The sequence below is a fragment of the Pseudomonas sp. LPB0260 genome (assembly GCF_013388395.1).
Window position 1 is genome coordinate 1,975,494 of record NZ_CP058247.1, and the last position, 17,799, is coordinate 1,993,292.

Here is a 17,799-nt window from a genome sequence, read left to right on the forward strand (position 1 = left end):
ATTTAGGCCCCATATAGGCGGCAGGTGCGCAGGTTCCGACCTGTGCCGAATTATCAGAGGAGAGTTGCATGGCAGACGAACAGACCCAAGATAACCAGCTTCCTGAGGTTTCCGCCGAGGTCGAGGCGGCGGGCGGCGAGTTGGATGCCCGTATCCAGGTTCTCGAGGAGGAGTTGGCTGCCGCTCAGGACAAGGCCCTGCGCATGGCCGCCGACCTGCAGAACGTGCGTCGCCGCGCCGAGCAGGATGTCGAGAAGGCGCACAAGTTCGCCCTGGAAAAGTTCGCCAGCGACCTGCTGCCGGTGGTCGACAGCCTGGAGCGCGGGCTCGAGCTGTCGAGCCCGAACGACGAGGCGATCAAGGCGGTGCGCGAAGGCATGGAGCTGACCCTCAAGCTGTTCCAGGACACCCTCAAGCGTCACCAGCTGGAGGCGGTCGACCCGGAAGGCGCACCGTTCGACCCGGAGCAGCACCAGGCGATGGCCATGCAGGAGAGCACCCAGGTGGAGCCCAATAGCGTGCTCAAGGTGTTCCAGAAGGGCTATCTGCTCAACGGTCGGCTGTTGCGCCCGGCCATGGTGGTGGTCAGCAAGGCCCCGGCCGAAGCGCCGCCGTCCATCGACGAGCAGGCTTGAAATTCGCCGGCGAGCCCCCATTTGTTGAATCAAGCGTTTTAGTGCTACCGCGGCCGGTCAAGCAAGGCGGCGGGGAAATCGAAATTTCGGGAGAGTGAATATGGGCAAAATCATCGGTATCGACCTGGGGACTACCAACTCCTGCGTCTCCATTCTGGAAAACGGCAGCGTCAAGGTGCTGGAGAACGCCGAAGGCGCTCGCACCACGCCGTCGATCATCGCCTACAGCAACGACGGCGAGATCCTCGTCGGTCAGTCGGCCAAGCGTCAGGCGGTGACCAACCCGCACAACACCCTGTACGCGGTGAAGCGCCTGATCGGCCGTCGCTTCGAAGAAAACGTGGTGCAAAAAGACATCCAGATGGTCCCGTACAAGATCGTCAAGGCTGACAACGGCGACGCCTGGGTGCAGGTCAAGGACCAGAAGATGGCGCCGCCGCAGATCTCCGCGGAAGTGCTGAAGAAGATGAAGAAAACCGCCGAAGACTACCTCGGCGAGCCTGTGACCGAGGCGGTGATCACCGTACCGGCCTACTTCAACGACAGCCAGCGTCAGGCCACCAAGGACGCCGGCCGCATCGCCGGTCTGGACGTCAAGCGCATCATCAACGAGCCGACCGCCGCGGCCCTGGCCTATGGCATGGACAAGGCCAAGGGCGATCACACCGTGATCGTCTATGACCTGGGTGGCGGTACCTTCGATATTTCGGTGATCGAGATCGCCGAAGTCGATGGTGAGCACCAGTTCGAAGTGTTGGCCACCAACGGCGACACCTTCCTCGGTGGTGAGGACTTCGACCTGCGCCTGATCGACTACCTGGTGGAAGAGTTCAAGAAAGAAACCGGCATGAACCTCAAGGGCGACCCGCTGGCCATGCAGCGCCTGAAAGAGGCGGCGGAGAAGGCCAAGATCGAGCTGTCCTCGAGCCAGCAGACCGACGTCAACCTGCCGTACATCACCGCCGACGCCAGCGGTCCCAAGCACCTCAACGTGAAGATCTCCCGCTCCAAGCTGGAGTCGCTGGTCGAGGACCTGGTGCAGCGCACCATCGAGCCGTGCCGCATCGCCTTGAAGGATGCCGGTATCGACGTCGGTTCGATCCATGACGTGATCCTGGTCGGTGGCCAGACCCGCATGCCGCTGGTGCAGAAGACCGTTGCCGAGTTCTTCGGCAAGGAAGCGCGCAAGGACGTCAATCCGGACGAAGCCGTGGCCATGGGCGCCGCCATTCAGGGCGCGGTACTGGCCGGCGACGTCAAGGACGTGCTGCTGCTGGACGTCTCTCCGCTGACCCTGGGTATCGAGACCATGGGCGGGGTGATGACCGCACTGATCGAGAAGAACACCACCATCCCGACCAAGAAGTCCCAGGTGTTCTCCACCGCCGACGACAACCAGAGCGCCGTGACCATCCACGTGCTGCAGGGCGAGCGCAAGCAGGCCGCGCAGAACAAGTCGCTGGGCAAGTTCGACCTGGCCGAGATTCCGCCGGCTCCGCGTGGCGTGCCGCAGATCGAGGTGACCTTCGACATCGACGCCAACGGCATCCTGCATGTCGGCGCGAAGGACAAGGCCACCGGCAAGCAGCAGTCCATCGTGATCAAGGCCAACTCCGGCCTGTCCGAGGAGGAAATCGAGCAGATGGTCCGCGACGCCGAGGCCAATGCCGAGGAAGACCGCAAGTTCGAGGAACTGGCGACCGCGCGCAACCAGGGTGACCAGCTGGTGCATGCCACCCGCAAGATGCTCACCGAGGCTGGCGACAAGGCTACCGAGGATGAGAAGGCGGCGATCGAGAAGGCCCTGGGCGAGCTGGAAGTGGCAGTGAAGGGTGACGATAAGGCGGCCATCGAGGCCAAGATGAATGCCCTGTCCGAGGCGACCACGCCGCTGGCGCAGAAGATGTACGCCGAGCAGCCGCAGGCGGGTGCCGCAGCGGACGCCGGTGATCAGGCCAAGAACGCTGGCGACGACGTGGTCGACGCCGAGTTCGAAGAGGTCAAGGACAACAAGTAAGCGCAGGCTTGCTGCTGCTCCATCCGCTCGTGGCGCGCGTCACGGGCGGGATGAATCGCCGCGCGGGGGCTTGCTCCCGCGTTGGCGTGTCTGGAGGAGGCGATTTGAGGGTGTTGAGGATCTATGTCTAAACGTGACTATTACGAGGTGCTGGGTGTCGAGCGCGGCGCCAGCGAGGCGGAGCTGAAGAAGGCTTACCGGCGCCTGGCGATGAAGCACCACCCGGACCGCAATCCCGACGACAAAGCGTCGGAAGAGAAGTTCAAGGAGGCCAACGAGGCCTACGAGGTGCTGTCCGACGCCAGCAAGCGGGCCGCCTATGACCAGTACGGCCACGCCGGCGTCGACCCGAGCATGGGTGGCGGCGGTGGCGCCGGCTTCGGCGGCGCGAACTTCTCCGATATCTTCGGCGACGTGTTCAGCGACTTCTTCGGCGGAGGTCGTGGTGGTCAGCGCGGTGGCGCCCAGCGGGGCAGCGACCTGCGCTACACCCTGGAGCTGGACCTGGAAGAGGCGGTGCGCGGCACCACGGTGACCATTCGCGTGCCGACCCTGGTCAACTGCAAGAGCTGCGATGGCTCGGGCGCCAAGAAGGGCACCAGCCCGGTGACCTGTACCACCTGTGGTGGTATCGGCCAGGTGCGCATGCAGCAGGGCTTCTTCTCGGTGCAGCAGACCTGTCCACGCTGTCATGGCAACGGCAAGATGATCACCGACCCCTGTGGCAGCTGCCACGGCCACGGCCGGGTCGAGGAGCACAAGACCCTGTCGGTCAAGGTGCCGGCCGGCGTCGACACCGGCGATCGCATTCGCCTGTCCGGCGAGGGCGAGGCGGGTGCCATGGGTGGCCCGGCGGGCGACCTTTACGTGGTGGTCAATGTGCGCGAGCACTCGATCTTCCAGCGTGACGGCAAGCACCTGTATTGCGAGGTGCCGATCAGCTTCGCCGACGCCGCCCTGGGCGGCGAGCTGGAAGTGCCGACCCTGGATGGCCGGGTCAAGCTGAAGATTCCGGAAGGCACCCAGACCGGCAAGCTGTTCCGCCTGCGCGGCAAGGGCGTGGCGCCGGTGCGCGGCGGTGGTGCTGGCGACCTTATGTGCCGGGTCGCGGTGGAGACTCCGGTCAATCTGGATCGGCGTCAGCGCGAGCTGCTCGAGGAGTTCCGTCAGTCCCTGGCTGGCGACAGTTCCCACTCGCCCAAGGCCAGTGGCTGGTTCGAGGGCGTCAAGCGCTTCTTTGGCGATTTGTAACGAGTCGGCCGGCCGGGCGCTCGGGCTGATGATGGTATGAGTCAGCCCTCTATACCCGGCGGCGGACCTGCAGCTTGGAGTTTCTAGATATGCAACGAATTGCCGTGATGGGCGCCGCGGGGCGCATGGGCAAGACCCTGATCGAGGCGGTGCAGCAGGCCGAAGGCGCCAGCCTGAGTGCCGCGGTCGATCGCCCGGACAGCAGCCTGGTCGGTGCCGATGCCGGCGAGCTGACCGGGCTGGGCAAGCTGGGTGTGCCGTTGTCCGGCGACCTGGCTGCCGTGCTGGACCAGTTCGATGTGCTGATCGATTTCACTCACCCCTCGGTGACCCTGAAGAACCTGGAGGTCTGCCGTCAGGCGGGCAAGGCCATGGTCATCGGCACCACGGGCTTCAGTGTCGCGGAGAAGCAGCTGCTGGCCGAGGCGGGCAAGCAGATCCCGATCGTCTTCGCCGCCAACTTCAGCGTCGGCGTCAACCTCTGCCTGAAGCTGCTGGATACCGCGGCGCGGGTGCTGGGCGACGAGGTGGATATCGAGATCATCGAGGCCCACCACCGGCACAAGGTCGATGCGCCCTCCGGGACTGCTTTGCGCATGGGCGAAGTGGTGGCCAATGCCCTGGGGCGTGATCTGCAGAAGGTCGCGGTCTACGGCCGCGAAGGCCAGACCGGCGCTCGCGCCCGCGAGACCATCGGCTTTGCCACCGTGCGCGCCGGCGACGTGGTCGGCGACCATACCGTGCTGTTTGCCGCCGACGGCGAGCGGGTGGAGATCACCCACAAGGCCTCCAGCCGCATGACCTTCGCCAAGGGGGCGGTGCGCTCCGCCCTGTGGCTGCAGGGGCGGGATGCCGGGTTGTATGACATGCAGGACGTTCTGGGGCTCAACTGAGCCCCGCGCAACTGGGCGGAGGCTTATCTGGATGTGGACCAAAAAGTCACTTTCCTGTAAGCTTCCCGCTTTAGTGTGTCCACTAAAAGTTACGCAGAATGAATCAGATAAAAAAGCGGGGTGACGGTCGATACGTCATCCCGCTTTTTTACAACCTGCGTTTGCTTCAAGCCTTGATCGACGGGAGGTCTTCTTGACTAAGCCAGCCATACTCGCCCTTGCTGACGGCAGCATTTTTCGCGGCGAGGCCATCGGTGCCGATGGCCATACTATTGGAGAGGTGGTGTTCAATACCGCCATGACCGGCTATCAGGAAATCCTTACCGATCCCTCCTATGCCCAGCAAATCGTTACCCTGACCTATCCGCATATCGGCAACACCGGCACCACCCCGGAGGACGCCGAGTCCAATCGGGTCTGGGCTGCCGGCCTGATCATTCGTGACCTGCCGCTGACCGCCAGCAACTGGCGCAACAAGCAGTCGTTGCCCGACTACCTGAAGGAAAACGGCACCGTTGCCATCGCCGGCATCGACACTCGCCGCCTGACCCGCATCCTGCGCGAGAAGGGTTCGCAGAACGGCTGCATCCTCGCCGGCGCAGACGCCACCGAGGAAAAAGCCCTGGAACTGGCGCGCAGCTTCCCCGGCCTCAAGGGCATGGACCTGGCCAAGGTGGTCAGCTGCTCCGAGCCCTACGAGTGGCGCGAAAGCACCTGGAACCTGAAGGACGACAGCCACCCGCAGATCCCGGCCGGCGAGCTGCCCTATCACGTGGTGGCCTACGACTACGGGGTCAAGCTGAACATCCTGCGCATGCTGGTGGCGCGCGGCTGCCGCCTGACCGTGGTGCCGGCACAGACCCCGGCCAGCGAAGTGCTGGCGCTGAATCCCGATGGCGTGTTCCTGTCCAACGGCCCGGGCGACCCCGAGCCGTGCGATTACGCGATCCAGGCCATCAAGGACGTGCTGGAAACCGATATCCCGGTGTTCGGCATCTGCCTTGGCCACCAGCTGCTGGCCCTGGCGTCCGGCGCCAAGACCCTGAAGATGGGCCACGGCCACCACGGCGCCAACCACCCGGTGCAGGACCTCGATTCCGGCGTGGTGATGATCACCAGCCAGAACCACGGCTTCGCCGTGGACGAGGGCAGCCTGCCGGGCAACGTCCGGGCCATCCACAAGTCGCTGTTCGACGGCACCCTGCAGGGCATCGAGCGGACCGACAAGGTCGCCTTCAGCTTCCAGGGTCACCCCGAGGCGAGCCCCGGCCCGCACGACGTCGCGCCGCTGTTCGACCGCTTCATCGAAGCCATGGCCAAGCGCCGCTAAGCCACGCCGACTGACCCAAGGATTCGAGTAAGAGACATGCCAAAACGTACAGATATCAAAAGCATCCTGATCCTCGGCGCCGGCCCGATCGTCATCGGCCAGGCCTGCGAGTTCGACTACTCCGGCGCCCAGGCCTGCAAGGCCCTGAAGGAAGAGGGTTTCCGCGTCATCCTGGTGAACTCCAACCCGGCCACCATCATGACCGACCCGTCGATGGCCGACGCCACCTACATCGAGCCGATCAAGTGGCAGACCGTGGCCAAGATCATCGAGAAGGAGCGCCCCGACGCCCTGCTGCCGACCATGGGTGGCCAGACCGCACTGAACTGCGCCCTGGACCTGGAGCGCCACGGCGTGCTGGAGAAATTCGGCGTCGAGATGATCGGTGCCAACGCCGACACCATCGACAAGGCCGAGGACCGCTCGCGCTTCGACAAGGCGATGAAGGACATCGGCCTGGCCTGTCCGGTTTCCGGCATCGCCCACAGCATGGAAGAAGCCTACGGCGTGCTGGAGAAGGTCGGCTTCCCCTGCATCATCCGGCCGTCCTTCACCATGGGCGGCACCGGCGGCGGCATCGCCTACAACCGTGAAGAGTTCGAGGAAATCTGCGCCCGCGGTCTCGACCTGTCGCCGACCAGCGAGCTGCTGATCGACGAGTCGCTGATCGGCTGGAAGGAATACGAGATGGAGGTGGTCCGCGACAAGAAGGACAACTGCATCATCGTCTGCGCCATCGAGAACTTCGACCCGATGGGCGTGCACACCGGCGACTCCATCACCGTCGCCCCGGCGCAGACCCTGACCGACAAGGAATACCAGATCCTGCGCAACGCCTCCCTGGCGGTGCTGCGCGAGATCGGCGTGGAAACCGGCGGCTCCAACGTGCAGTTCGGCATCTGCCCGAACACCGGGCGCATGGTGGTGATCGAGATGAACCCGCGCGTGTCGCGCTCCTCGGCCCTGGCTTCCAAGGCTACCGGCTTCCCGATCGCCAAGATCGCCGCCAAGCTGGCCGTGGGTTACACCCTCGATGAGTTGTCCAACGACATCACCGGTGGCCGCACCCCGGCCTCGTTCGAGCCGGCCATCGACTACGTGGTGACCAAGATCCCGCGTTTCGCCTTCGAGAAGTTCCCCAAGGCCGACGCCCGCCTGACCACCCAGATGAAGTCCGTGGGTGAAGTCATGGCCATCGGCCGCACCTTCCAGGAGTCCCTGCAGAAAGCCCTGCGCGGCCTGGAAGTCGGCGTCGCCGGTTTCGACGAAAAACTCGACCTGAACGATCCGGAAGCCGAAAGCACCCTGCGCCGCGAGCTGACCGTGCCGAGCGCCGACCGTATCTGGTACGTGGCGGACGCCTTCCGTGCGGGCAAGACCATCGAAGAAGTCTTCGAGCTGACCCGTATCGACGAGTGGTTCCTGGTGCAGATCGAAGACCTGATCAAGGACGAAGAGCGCATCAAGACCCAGGCGCTGTCGGCCATCGATCGTGACCTGATGTACAAGCTCAAGCGCAAGGGGTTCTCCGATATCCGCCTGGCCAAGCTGCTGGGTGTGACCGAGAAGACCCTGCGCAGCCATCGCCACAAGCTCAAGGTGCTGCCGGTCTACAAGCGTGTGGATACCTGCGCGGCCGAGTTCGCCACCGACACCGCGTACATGTACTCGACCTACGAGGAAGAGTGCGAGGCCAATCCGTCGAGCCGCGAGAAGATCATGATCCTCGGCGGCGGCCCCAACCGCATCGGCCAGGGCATCGAGTTCGACTACTGCTGCGTACACGCGGCGCTGGCCATGCGTGAAGATGGTTACGAGACCATCATGGTCAACTGCAACCCGGAAACCGTCTCCACCGACTACGACACCTCGGACCGCCTGTACTTCGAGCCGGTGACCCTGGAAGACGTGCTGGAAATCGTCCGCGTCGAGCAGCCCAAGGGCGTGATCGTGCAGTACGGTGGCCAGACCCCGCTGAAGATCTGTCGCGCCCTGGAAGAAGCCGGCGTGCCGATCATCGGTACCAGTCCGGATGCCATCGATCGCGCCGAAGACCGCGAGCGTTTCCAGCAGATGGTCCAGCGTCTCGGCCTGCGCCAGCCGGCCAACGCCACCGCGCGCAGCGAAGACGAGGCCCTGGCTCACTCCAAGACCATCGGTTATCCGCTGGTGGTGCGTCCGTCCTACGTGCTGGGCGGCCGGGCCATGGAGATCGTCTACCAGGAAGACGAACTCAAGCGCTACATGCGCGAGGCGGTGAAGGTCTCCAACGACAGCCCGGTGCTGCTGGATCACTTCCTCAACTGCGCCATCGAAGTCGATGTCGACGCGGTGTGCGACGGCGAAACCGTGGTGATCGGCGCGATCATGCAGCACATCGAGCAGGCCGGCGTGCACTCCGGTGACTCGGCCTGTTCGCTGCCGCCTTACTCGCTGCCCAAGCACATCCAGGACGAGATCCGCGACCAGGTCAAGAAGATGGCCCTGGAGCTCGGCGTGGTCGGCCTGATGAACGTGCAGATGGCCGTGCAGGGCGAGGATATCTTCGTGATCGAAGTGAACCCGCGCGCTTCGCGTACCGTGCCGTTCGTCTCCAAGTGCGTCGGCGAGTCGCTGGCCAAGGTGGCGGCCCGCGTCATGGCGGGCAAGTCGCTGGCCGAGGCCGGCTACAGCGAGGAGATCATCCCGCCGTTCTTCAGCGTCAAGGAAGCGGTGTTCCCGTTCGCCAAATTCCCCGGCGTCGACCCCATCCTCGGCCCGGAGATGAAGTCCACCGGCGAGGTGATGGGCGTGGGCGACACCTTCGGCGAGGCCTTCGCCAAGGCGCAGATGGGCGCCAGCGAAGTGCTGCCGAACAGCGGCTGTGCCTTCATCAGCGTGCGCGACGACGACAAGCCCCTGGTGGCCGAGGTCGCTCGCGACCTGATCGGCCTGGGCTTCGAGGTGGTCGCGACCGCCGGTACCGCCAAGCTGATCGAGGCCGCCGGACTGCCCGTGCGCCGGGTCAACAAGGTTACCGAAGGCCGTCCGCACGTGGTCGACATGATCAAGAATGATGAGGTCACCCTCATCATCAACACCACCGAGGGGCGTCAGTCGATCGCTGACTCCTACTCGATCCGTCGTAACGCCCTGCAGCACAAGATCTACTGCACCACCACCATCGCGGCGGGTCAGGCGATCTGTGAGGCGCTCAAGTTCGGTCCCGAGAAGACCGTGCGCCGCTTGCAGGATCTCCATGCAGGAATCAAGGCATGATCAAATACCCCATGACCGTCCAGGGCGCGCGCGCCCTGGAAGAAGAGCTGGCCCACCTGACCAAGGTCGTGCGTCCGAAGCTCAGTCAGGATATCGGTACCGCCCGTGAGCTGGGCGACCTCAAGGAGAACGCCGAATACCATGCCGCCCGCGAGCAGCAGGGCATGGTCGAGGCGCGTATCCGTGACATCGAGGGACGTCTGCAGAATGCGGTGGTCATCGATGTGACCACCATCGCCCATACCGGCAAGGTGATCTTCGGCACCACGGTGGAGATCGCCAACGTCGAAACCGACGAGAGCGTGACCTACAAGATCGTCGGTGAGGACGAGGCGGACATCAAGCAGCGCAAGCTGTCGGTCAGCTCGCCGATCGCCCGTGCCCTGGTGGGCAAGGAGGAGGGTGATGTGGTGGCGGTAAAAACCCCGAGCGGCGTGGTCGAGTACGAGATCGTCGAGGTTCGCCATATCTAAGCAACCGACCCTGAGTGCCGGGGCGATCAGCTGGCTGCTGGCCCAGACCCTGTGGGTCGGCGGCCTCTGGCTCCTGCAGTTTCTGGTGCTGCCGGCCCTGGTCAAGCTGGGGCTGGCGCCATTGCTGCTCGCAGAAATCGACGCGCTGCTGGGTTCGCTGCTGATAGGCCTCACGGCCTGCTGTGCGCTGCTGCAGATTGTCGTGCTGGTGCGTTTCGAGCGGCTGGCCAGTCTGTGGCGGGATCTGCGCGGTCAGCTGCTGCTGACCGTGCTGCTGATCGCCGGCAGCTACTTGCTGGTGCGCCAGTGGTGGCCGGAGGCCCAGGGCTGGCTGCTGTTCAGCTATCTGGTCCTGGCGTTTTGCGGGCTGTTGCTGGTATTGCAGCCGGTGCCGGCTCGTCGCGCCTGAGCGGCGAGGCAAGCCGACAGTCTGGCGGCGGTCGGCTGGTGCCGGCTCAGCCCTGGTAGCGGCTGATGTTGGAGAGGTTCTTGTTCGGCTTGGGGTTCTTGCGGTAAATCAGCGCCATCTTGCCGATGACCTGCACCAGTTCGCCCTTGGCCGCCTTGCACAGTTCGTCGATCGCGGCGAGGCGATCCTCGCGTTCGGTGATGCGTAGTTGCACCTTGATCAGTTCGTGATCGTTCAGTGCGCGTTCCAGTTCGGCCAGAACGCCCTCGGTCAAACCATTGTCTGCCACGATCAATACCGGTTTCAGGTGGTGGCCGATAGATTTGTATTGTTTCTTCTGCTCCTGAGTGAGCGGCATAATCTGACCCCTGCGTCTGATCTGGTAAAAAGCGGCGGCTAGTTTACCCGAGCGCCTTCGGACCCGCCCAGTTATTCACGACTTGTAAAATCGAGGTGCCGTGTGGCTCGCTCCAAGACCAGCCCCCGTTGGCTGAAAGAACACTTCGACGATCCCTACGTCAAAATGGCGCAGAAGGACGGCTACCGTTCGCGCGCCAGCTACAAGCTGCTGGAGATCCAGGAGAAGGACCGCATCCTGCGCCCGGGCATGACCGTGGTCGATCTCGGCGCCGCGCCGGGCGGCTGGTCGCAGGTGACCAGTCGACTGATCGGCGACAAGGGCACGCTGATCGCCTCCGATATCCTGGAGATGGACAGCATCCCGGACGTCACCTTCATTCAGGGTGACTTCACCGAGGATGCGGTGTTCAGCCAGATCCTCGAGGCGATTGGCGGCAACCCGGTGGACCTTGTGATTTCCGACATGGCCCCCAATATGAGTGGAGTAAGGGCGGCCGACCAGCCGCGCGCCATGTACCTGTGCGAATTGGCCCTGGATCTGGCGGGGCGCGTGCTGCGTCCGGGTGGTGATTTCCTGATCAAGATCTTCCAGGGCGAGGGCTTCGACCAGTACCACAAGCAGGTGCGCGAGATGTTCGACAAGGTGCAGATGCGCAAGCCGCTGTCCTCCCGCGATCGTTCCCGCGAACAGTACCTGTTGGCCCGCGGTTATCGCGGCGCCTAGGTCGATGCAACCAAGGGCGGGCTTGTCAGTCCAAAGGGCTGCATGCATTGTGCGTTCTCGTCGGCTCCGGCGACGCAAATAAAGGGTTACAGACCGCGTCTGCCAGCTGCAGGCGTTGTGTAGTAAGTTAGATCGGTACATAACTGGTCGTCATGCGAAGCACGCTTGCGCACGGGGCCTGCTTCAGAGGGTAGTTAATTGAACGACATGGCAAAGAATCTGATCCTGTGGCTGATCATCGCTGCTGTTCTGGTCACGGTGATGAACAATTTCTCCAGCCCGAGCGAGACGAACAAGCTCAACTACTCGGACTTCATCGAGCAGGTTCAGGATGGTCGGGTTCAGCGGGTTACCGTTGACGGCTACATCATCAATGGTGAGCGGATCGACGGCACGCGCTTCGAGACCGTGCGTCCCGCCATTCAGGACAACGGCCTGATCAAGGACCTGATCGACAACAATGTCGAGATCGTCGGCAAGCAGCCGGAACAGCAGAGCATCTGGACCCAGTTGCTGGTCGCCAGCTTCCCCATTCTGGTGATCATCGCGGTGTTCATGTTCTTCATGCGCCAGATGCAGGGCGGCGCCGGCGGCAAGGGCGGGCCCATGAGCTTCGGCAAGAGCAAGGCGCGCCTGTTGTCCGAGGATCAGGTCAAGACCACCTTCGCCGATGTCGCCGGTTGCGACGAGGCCAAGGAAGAGGTCAGCGAACTGGTCGAGTTCCTCCGCGATCCCGGCAAGTTCCAGCGCCTCGGCGGGCGCATTCCGCGCGGCGTGCTGATGGTCGGCTCGCCGGGTACCGGTAAGACCCTGCTGGCCAAGGCAGTCGCCGGTGAGGCCAAGGTGCCGTTCTTCACCATTTCCGGCTCCGACTTCGTCGAGATGTTCGTCGGTGTCGGCGCCTCCCGCGTGCGCGACATGTTCGAGCAGGCCAAGAAGCACGCGCCGTGCATCATCTTCATCGATGAAATCGACGCCGTCGGCCGTCACCGTGGCGCCGGCATGGGCGGCGGGCATGACGAGCGCGAGCAGACCCTCAACCAGTTGCTGGTGGAGATGGATGGCTTCGAGATGAACGACGGCGTGATCGTCATCGCTGCCACCAACCGTCCCGACGTGCTCGACCCGGCGCTGCTGCGTCCGGGGCGTTTCGACCGTCAGGTGGTGGTCGGTCTGCCGGATATCCGCGGTCGCGAGCAGATCCTCAAGGTGCACATGCGCAAGGTGCCGATGGGCGAAGATGTGCAGCCTGCGCTCATCGCCCGGGGAACCCCAGGCTTCTCCGGCGCCGACCTGGCCAACCTGGTGAACGAGGCGTCGCTGTTTGCCGCCCGAGCCGGCAAGCGTCTGGTCGAGATGAAGGAGTTCGAGCTGGCCAAGGACAAGATCATGATGGGCGCCGAGCGCAAGACCATGGTCATGTCCGAGAAGGAGCGCCTCAATACAGCGTTCCACGAGGCCGGCCACGCCATCGTCGGTCGCCTGGTGCCGGAGCATGACCCGGTCTACAAGGTGTCGATCATCCCGCGTGGTCGTGCCCTGGGTGTGACCATGTTCCTGCCTGAAGAAGACCGCTACAGCCTGAGCAAGCGCGCGCTGGTCAGTCAGATTTGCTCCCTCTTTGGCGGCCGTATCGCCGAAGAGATGACCCTGGGCTTCGAGGGGGTCACCACCGGTGCGTCCAACGACATCATGCGAGCGACCCAGTTGGCGCGGAACATGGTCACCAAGTGGGGCCTGTCCGAGAAGCTCGGTCCGCTGATGTACGCCGAGGAAGAGGGGGAAGTGTTCCTTGGTCGCAGCATGGGCAGCCAGCACACCAACGTCTCGGCCGACACGGCGAAGATGATCGACCTGGAGGTGCGCAGCATCATCGACCAGTGCTATGGCACCGCCAAGCGTCTGCTCGAGGAGAACCGCGACAAGCTCGATGCCATGGCCGAGGCGCTGATGAAGTACGAGACCATCGACGCCGAGCAGATCGACGACATCATGAATGGTCGTGCGCCGCGTGAGCCGAAGGGCTGGGGCGATGACGGCGGAGCGGGCAAGCCATCGGCCAAGACCGACCAGGCCGATAGTCCCGAGAAGCCAATCGGTGGCCCCGCCGCCGAGCATTAAGGTTGCCAATGCCTCTCTCGCTTGAACAGAACCGGCTGCCCTGTGGCAGCCGGTTTCTTGATTTGGCCCGTCCGCAGGTGATGGGCATTCTCAACGTAACCCCCGACTCGTTCTCCGACGGTGGCCGCTATCGCCAGCGTGATGCAGCGCTGCGCCATGCGGCCGAGATGGTGTGCGCCGGTGCAACGCTGATCGACGTCGGCGGCGAGTCGACCCGGCCCGGTGCGCAAGTGGTCTCGCCCGCTGAGGAACTGGAGCGGGTCGCTCCGGTGGTCGAAGCCATAGCCGCCGAGCTCGACGTGATCATTTCCGTGGATACCTCGACGCCGGCGGTCATGCGCGAGGCTGCGCGACTGGGCGCCGGGCTGATCAATGACGTGCGCTCGTTGCAGCGAGAAGGGGCGCTTGAGGCCGCTGCGGCCAGTGGGCTGCCGGTGTGCCTAATGCATATGCGCGGCGAACCGAGCACCATGCAGCAAGACCCTCATTACGCCGATATCCTGAATGAGGTGCGCGGCTTCCTCTCGGAGCGACTGGACGCCTGCGCGCGCGCCGGAATTGCCGCCGAGCGGGTGATGCTCGATCCGGGCTTCGGTTTCGCCAAGACCTTGGAGCACAATCTGAGGCTGTTCAAGCACTTGGAGTCGCTGCATGCCTTCGGGCGGCCGTTGCTGGTCGGTGTTTCGCGCAAGAGTATGATCGGCCGGGTGCTTGGTCACGAGGTCGGTGGGCGTCTCTATGGCAGCCTGGGGCTTGCGGCTCTCGCGGTGACCAAGGGTGCGCACATTCTCAGGGTTCACGACGTGGCCGAGACAGTTGATGTGGTACGCATGATTGCCGCAGTCGAAGCGGCCGAATAAGTCAGAAGGAAGCGTGGTTATGGTTAGAAAATATTTTGGTACTGATGGTATTCGCGGGCGCGTTGGTGAGTTTCCCATCACCCCGGATTTCATGCTCAAGCTCGGCTGGGCCGCCGGCATGGCATTTCGCAAGCAGGGTAAGTGCCGCATCCTTATTGGGAAAGACACACGAATATCCGGCTATATGTTCGAGTCGGCCCTCGAGGCCGGCTTGCTAGCAGCTGGCGCCGATGTAATGTTGCTGGGCCCCATGCCGACCCCGGCGATCGCCTATCTGACGCGCACTTTTCATGCCGAGGCGGGCATCGTCATCAGCGCCTCGCACAATCCTCACCATGACAACGGCATCAAGTTTTTCTCCGGACAGGGCACAAAGCTCCCGGACGAAGTCGAGCTGATGATCGAGGAGCTGCTCGATGCGCCGATGACGGTGGTCGAGTCGGAGCGGCTCGGCAAAGTGTCGCGTGTGCATGATGCGGCTGGCCGCTACATCGAATTCTGCAAGAGCAGCGTGCCGACCAGCACCGATTTCGCCGGTTTGAAGATGGTGATCGATTGCGCCCATGGCGCCGCCTACAAGGTGGCGCCCAGCGTGTTCCGCGAGCTCGGTGCCCAGGTGTCGGTGCTCTCGGCGCAGCCCAACGGGCTGAATATCAACGATGCCTGCGGCTCCACCCATATGGAGGCGCTGCAGGCCGAGGTGGTTGCCCAGCAGGCCGATCTGGGCATCGCCTTCGATGGCGACGCCGATCGGGTGCTGATGGTCGATCATACCGGCGCCTTGGTCGATGGCGACGAACTGTTGTTCATCATCGCCCGTGATCTGCAGGAGCGCGGCAAGCTGCAGGGGGGCGTAGTCGGGACCCTGATGAGCAATCTCGGACTGGAACTGGCGTGCGCCGACCTGGGGATACCCTTCGTCCGCGCCAAGGTCGGCGACCGTTACGTGATCGCCGAATTGCTTGCGCGCAACTGGCAGCTTGGTGGGGAGAACTCGGGCCATCTGGTGTGCTTCCAGCACACCACTACCGGAGATGCGGTCATCGCTGCATTGCAGGTCCTGCTGGCGCTCAAGCGGCGCGGGCAGAGCCTGGCCGAGACGCGCCAGGGCATGCAAAAGTGCCCCCAGGTACTGGTGAATGTGCGCTTTTCCGGCGGCGAAGACCCCCTCGAACACCCGGCCGTGCAGGACGCCAGCGCGCGTGTCACCGAGCGCATGGCGGGGCGTGGACGTGTGCTGTTGCGCAAGTCCGGCACCGAGCCGCTGGTCCGCGTAATGGTCGAAGGCGACGACGAAGCCCAGGTTCGTGGCTATGCCGATGAATTGGCTAAAGTTGTTGCCGAAGTATGTCCTTGATTCGGCTTGCCAGGCTAACGGCTGTTGGGTAATATCTGCGCCCTCTTTGACCGACGAGGTAAAGCATGCGTCGCCCAATGGTTGCTGGTAACTGGAAGATGCACGGTACCCGCGCCAGCGTCGCAGAGCTGATCGAAGGTGTTCGGCGACAGGCGTTGCCTGTCGATGTGGAGGTTGCGGTATTCCCGTCTTGTCTGCATGTGGCCCAGGTCGTGGAGGGTTTGAGCGGCCTGCCGGTGATGGTTGGCGGGCAGGACTGCGCGGTCGAGGCATCGCAGGGTGCGCTGACCGGCGAGGTGGCTGCCAGCCAGTTGCGGGATGCCGGTTGTGCCCTGGTGCTGGTAGGTCATTCTGAGCGTCGCCTGCTGCTGGCGGAGTCCGACGAGTGGGTGGTGCGCAAGTTCGCTGCGGCTCAGTCGTGCGGCTTGGTGCCGGTGCTCTGTGTGGGGGAGACCCTGGCGCAGCGTGAAGCGGGCGAGACCCTCGAGGTAGTGGGTCGCCAGCTGGCTGCTGTGATAGACGCCTGCGGCGTCGCAGCCTTCGGTCGGGCGGTGGTGGCTTACGAGCCGGTCTGGGCGATTGGTAGTGGGTTGACCGCTTCGCCGGATCAGGCGCAGGAAGTGCATGCTGCCATTCGGGCGCAGCTGGCGGCAGCAGATGCCGAAGTGGCGCAAGGGGTAAGAATTCTGTACGGCGGCAGTGTCAAGGCCGTCAACGCGGCCGAGTTGTTTGGCATGCCGGATATCGATGGGGGGCTTGTGGGTGGAGCCTCTCTGAATGCGGATGAGTTCGGTGCGATCTGTCGCGCCGCGGGAAGCTGAAAAGATGCTGGAAACAGTCGTAGTAGTTCTTCATCTGCTGGGTGCGATCGGCGTGGTTGCGCTGGTTTTGTTGCAGCAGGGTAAGGGTGCCGATGCGGGCGCGTCTTTTGGTTCGGGTGCTTCTGCTACCGTGTTCGGTAGTCAAGGTTCCTCTACCTTTTTGAGTCGCGTTACTGCTATACTCGCCACCGCATTTTTCTTAACCAGCCTGGGCTTAGCGTTCTTTGCTAATGAAAAGGCTGATGCGCTGAGTCAGGTAGGTTTGCCGGCTCCGGCGGTCGAGGAAGTGCAGCAAGAAAAGCCGGCGGCAGAAGATGTGCCGGTGCTCGAAGAGCAAAAGTCAGCGGTGAATACAGCTGACGTACCTCAGGCTCCAGAGCAGCAGTAACAGCGGTAAAAGTTTCAAGCGTTTTTGCCGAGGTGGTGGAATTGGTAGACACGCTACCTTGAGGTGGTAGTGGCCATAGGCTGTAGGGGTTCGAGTCCCCTCCTCGGTACCAATTTACAAGAAGGCCCGCTACATGCGGGTCTTGTTGTTGCTGGAGCTTCGGTTGACCCTTTCGGGTGTTCGGCCGTATACTTCGGCCCCAGCTTTGACGCGGGGTGGAGCAGTCTGGTAGCTCGTCGGGCTCATAACCCGAAGGTCGTTGGTTCAAATCCAGCCCCCGCAACCAGTAGTAGCGGAGCCCCTTTCAAGGGGCTTTTTGCTAGCTGGGAGACAGGTTTTTCGGCCTCTTGAGCCGAATCGAAGGGATGGGCGTTTCGCCCATTTTTTATTTGCACAGCATGCGCGAGGGGTTCAGGTGTCGAGCAAGCTAGAACAGTTGCAGGCCTTGGTGGCCCCGGTAGTCGAAGCACTCGGCTATCAATGCTGGGGTATCGAGTTCCTGTCGCAAGGGCGGCATTCGTTGCTGCGTATTTATATCGATCATGCCAACGGCGTTCTGATTGACGATTGCGAGAAAGTCAGTCGGCAGGTCAGTGGTGTCCTCGATGTCGAGGATCCGATCAGTGCGGAGTACACCCTGGAGGTGTCGTCGCCGGGCATGGATCGGCCGCTGTTCACGCTGGAGCAATTTGCCAGCTATGTCGGTGAGCAGGTGAAAATCAAGCTGCGCACGCCTTTCGAAGGGCGCCGCAACTTTCAGGGTCTTCTCCGAGGTGTGGAGGAGCAGGACGTGGTGGTGCAGGTGGATGACCACGAGTTCCTGTTGCCGATCGATTCGATCGACAAGGCCAATGTCATCCCCCGGTTTGATTGAGACGCGGATCCCGCGGATCCAATGGATT

15 protein-coding genes, 2 tRNA genes and 1 pseudogene are annotated in these 17,799 nt (G+C 63.2%); 17 read left to right on the forward strand and 1 reads right to left on the reverse strand.

Annotation, left to right across the window (positions count from 1 at the left end):
• Nucleotides 1-65 precede the first annotated feature (65 nt).
• The 8 genes and pseudogenes from grpE to LPB260_RS08715 all read left to right on the forward strand — a co-directional run.
• Nucleotides 66-635 (forward strand): annotated as a pseudogene (grpE, locus tag LPB260_RS08680) (nucleotide exchange factor GrpE); the annotation flags it as partial.
• A 100-nt stretch (nucleotides 636-735) separates the two neighbouring features.
• Nucleotides 736-2,652: a molecular chaperone DnaK gene (dnaK, locus tag LPB260_RS08685; RefSeq protein ID WP_208708291.1), complete on the forward strand. Its 1,917-nt coding sequence runs from the start codon at nucleotides 736-738 to the stop codon at nucleotides 2,650-2,652.
• A gap of 123 nt (nucleotides 2,653-2,775) precedes the next feature.
• On the forward strand, nucleotides 2,776-3,903 hold the full coding sequence (gene dnaJ / locus LPB260_RS08690; RefSeq protein WP_208708292.1) for a molecular chaperone DnaJ: 1,128 nt from the start codon (nucleotides 2,776-2,778) through the stop codon (nucleotides 3,901-3,903).
• Between the two features lie 89 nt (nucleotides 3,904-3,992).
• Nucleotides 3,993-4,796 carry a 4-hydroxy-tetrahydrodipicolinate reductase gene (gene dapB, locus LPB260_RS08695; protein WP_208708293.1) on the forward strand — a complete coding sequence of 268 codons (804 nt, stop codon included), beginning with the start codon at nucleotides 3,993-3,995 and terminating at the stop codon, nucleotides 4,794-4,796.
• 193 nt (nucleotides 4,797-4,989) lie between these two features.
• On the forward strand, nucleotides 4,990-6,126 hold the full coding sequence (carA, locus tag LPB260_RS08700; RefSeq protein WP_208708294.1) for a glutamine-hydrolyzing carbamoyl-phosphate synthase small subunit: 1,137 nt from the start codon (nucleotides 4,990-4,992) through the stop codon (nucleotides 6,124-6,126).
• A gap of 36 nt (nucleotides 6,127-6,162) precedes the next feature.
• Nucleotides 6,163-9,384, forward strand: coding sequence for a carbamoyl-phosphate synthase large subunit (gene carB, locus LPB260_RS08705; protein ID WP_208708295.1), 3,222 nt, complete (start codon nucleotides 6,163-6,165; stop codon nucleotides 9,382-9,384).
• Entirely contained in the window at nucleotides 9,381-9,857 is a 477-nt protein-coding gene (greA, locus tag LPB260_RS08710) for a transcription elongation factor GreA (protein ID WP_208708296.1), read from the forward strand. Before carB ends, greA begins: the two co-directional genes overlap by 4 nt.
• 10 nt (nucleotides 9,858-9,867) lie before the next feature.
• Entirely contained in the window at nucleotides 9,868-10,266 is a 399-nt protein-coding gene (locus LPB260_RS08715; protein ID WP_208710141.1) for a DUF4149 domain-containing protein, read from the forward strand.
• Nucleotides 10,267-10,312: 46 nt separating this feature from the next.
• Here LPB260_RS08715 and yhbY read toward each other — a convergent pair whose 3' ends face one another.
• The gene (yhbY, locus tag LPB260_RS08720; RefSeq protein ID WP_208708297.1) at nucleotides 10,313-10,624 is read right to left on the reverse strand and encodes a ribosome assembly RNA-binding protein YhbY; all 312 of its coding nucleotides are present in this window, start codon (nucleotides 10,622-10,624) and stop codon (nucleotides 10,313-10,315) included.
• Nucleotides 10,625-10,726: 102 nt separating this feature from the next.
• Between yhbY and rlmE the strand changes: the two genes are divergently transcribed.
• From rlmE to rimP, 9 genes are all read left to right on the forward strand, one after another.
• Nucleotides 10,727-11,350 carry a 23S rRNA (uridine(2552)-2'-O)-methyltransferase RlmE gene (rlmE, locus tag LPB260_RS08725; RefSeq protein ID WP_208708298.1) on the forward strand — a complete coding sequence of 208 codons (624 nt, stop codon included), beginning with the start codon at nucleotides 10,727-10,729 and terminating at the stop codon, nucleotides 11,348-11,350.
• A gap of 207 nt (nucleotides 11,351-11,557) precedes the next feature.
• The gene (gene ftsH / locus LPB260_RS08730) at nucleotides 11,558-13,471 is read left to right on the forward strand and encodes an ATP-dependent zinc metalloprotease FtsH (RefSeq protein WP_208708299.1); all 1,914 of its coding nucleotides are present in this window, start codon (nucleotides 11,558-11,560) and stop codon (nucleotides 13,469-13,471) included.
• Between the two features lie 8 nt (nucleotides 13,472-13,479).
• Nucleotides 13,480-14,331: a dihydropteroate synthase gene (gene folP / locus LPB260_RS08735; RefSeq protein ID WP_208708300.1), complete on the forward strand. Its 852-nt coding sequence runs from the start codon at nucleotides 13,480-13,482 to the stop codon at nucleotides 14,329-14,331.
• 19 nt (nucleotides 14,332-14,350) lie between these two features.
• The gene (gene glmM / locus LPB260_RS08740) at nucleotides 14,351-15,688 is read left to right on the forward strand and encodes a phosphoglucosamine mutase (protein WP_208708301.1); all 1,338 of its coding nucleotides are present in this window, start codon (nucleotides 14,351-14,353) and stop codon (nucleotides 15,686-15,688) included.
• Between the two features lie 65 nt (nucleotides 15,689-15,753).
• Nucleotides 15,754-16,509 (forward strand): triose-phosphate isomerase, encoded by a 756-nt coding sequence (tpiA, locus tag LPB260_RS08745; protein WP_208708302.1) that lies wholly within the window; start codon nucleotides 15,754-15,756, stop codon nucleotides 16,507-16,509.
• Nucleotides 16,510-16,513: 4 nt separating this feature from the next.
• Complete coding sequence (secG, locus tag LPB260_RS08750) at nucleotides 16,514-16,897, forward strand: preprotein translocase subunit SecG (protein ID WP_208708303.1); 384 nt, start codon at nucleotides 16,514-16,516, stop codon at nucleotides 16,895-16,897.
• 26 nt (nucleotides 16,898-16,923) lie between these two features.
• Nucleotides 16,924-17,009, forward strand: a tRNA-Leu gene (locus tag LPB260_RS08755).
• A 97-nt stretch (nucleotides 17,010-17,106) separates the two neighbouring features.
• A tRNA-Met gene (locus LPB260_RS08760) sits at nucleotides 17,107-17,183 on the forward strand.
• A gap of 129 nt (nucleotides 17,184-17,312) precedes the next feature.
• Complete coding sequence (gene rimP / locus LPB260_RS08765) at nucleotides 17,313-17,771, forward strand: ribosome maturation factor RimP (protein WP_208708304.1); 459 nt, start codon at nucleotides 17,313-17,315, stop codon at nucleotides 17,769-17,771.
• Nucleotides 17,772-17,799: the final 28 nt, after the last annotated feature.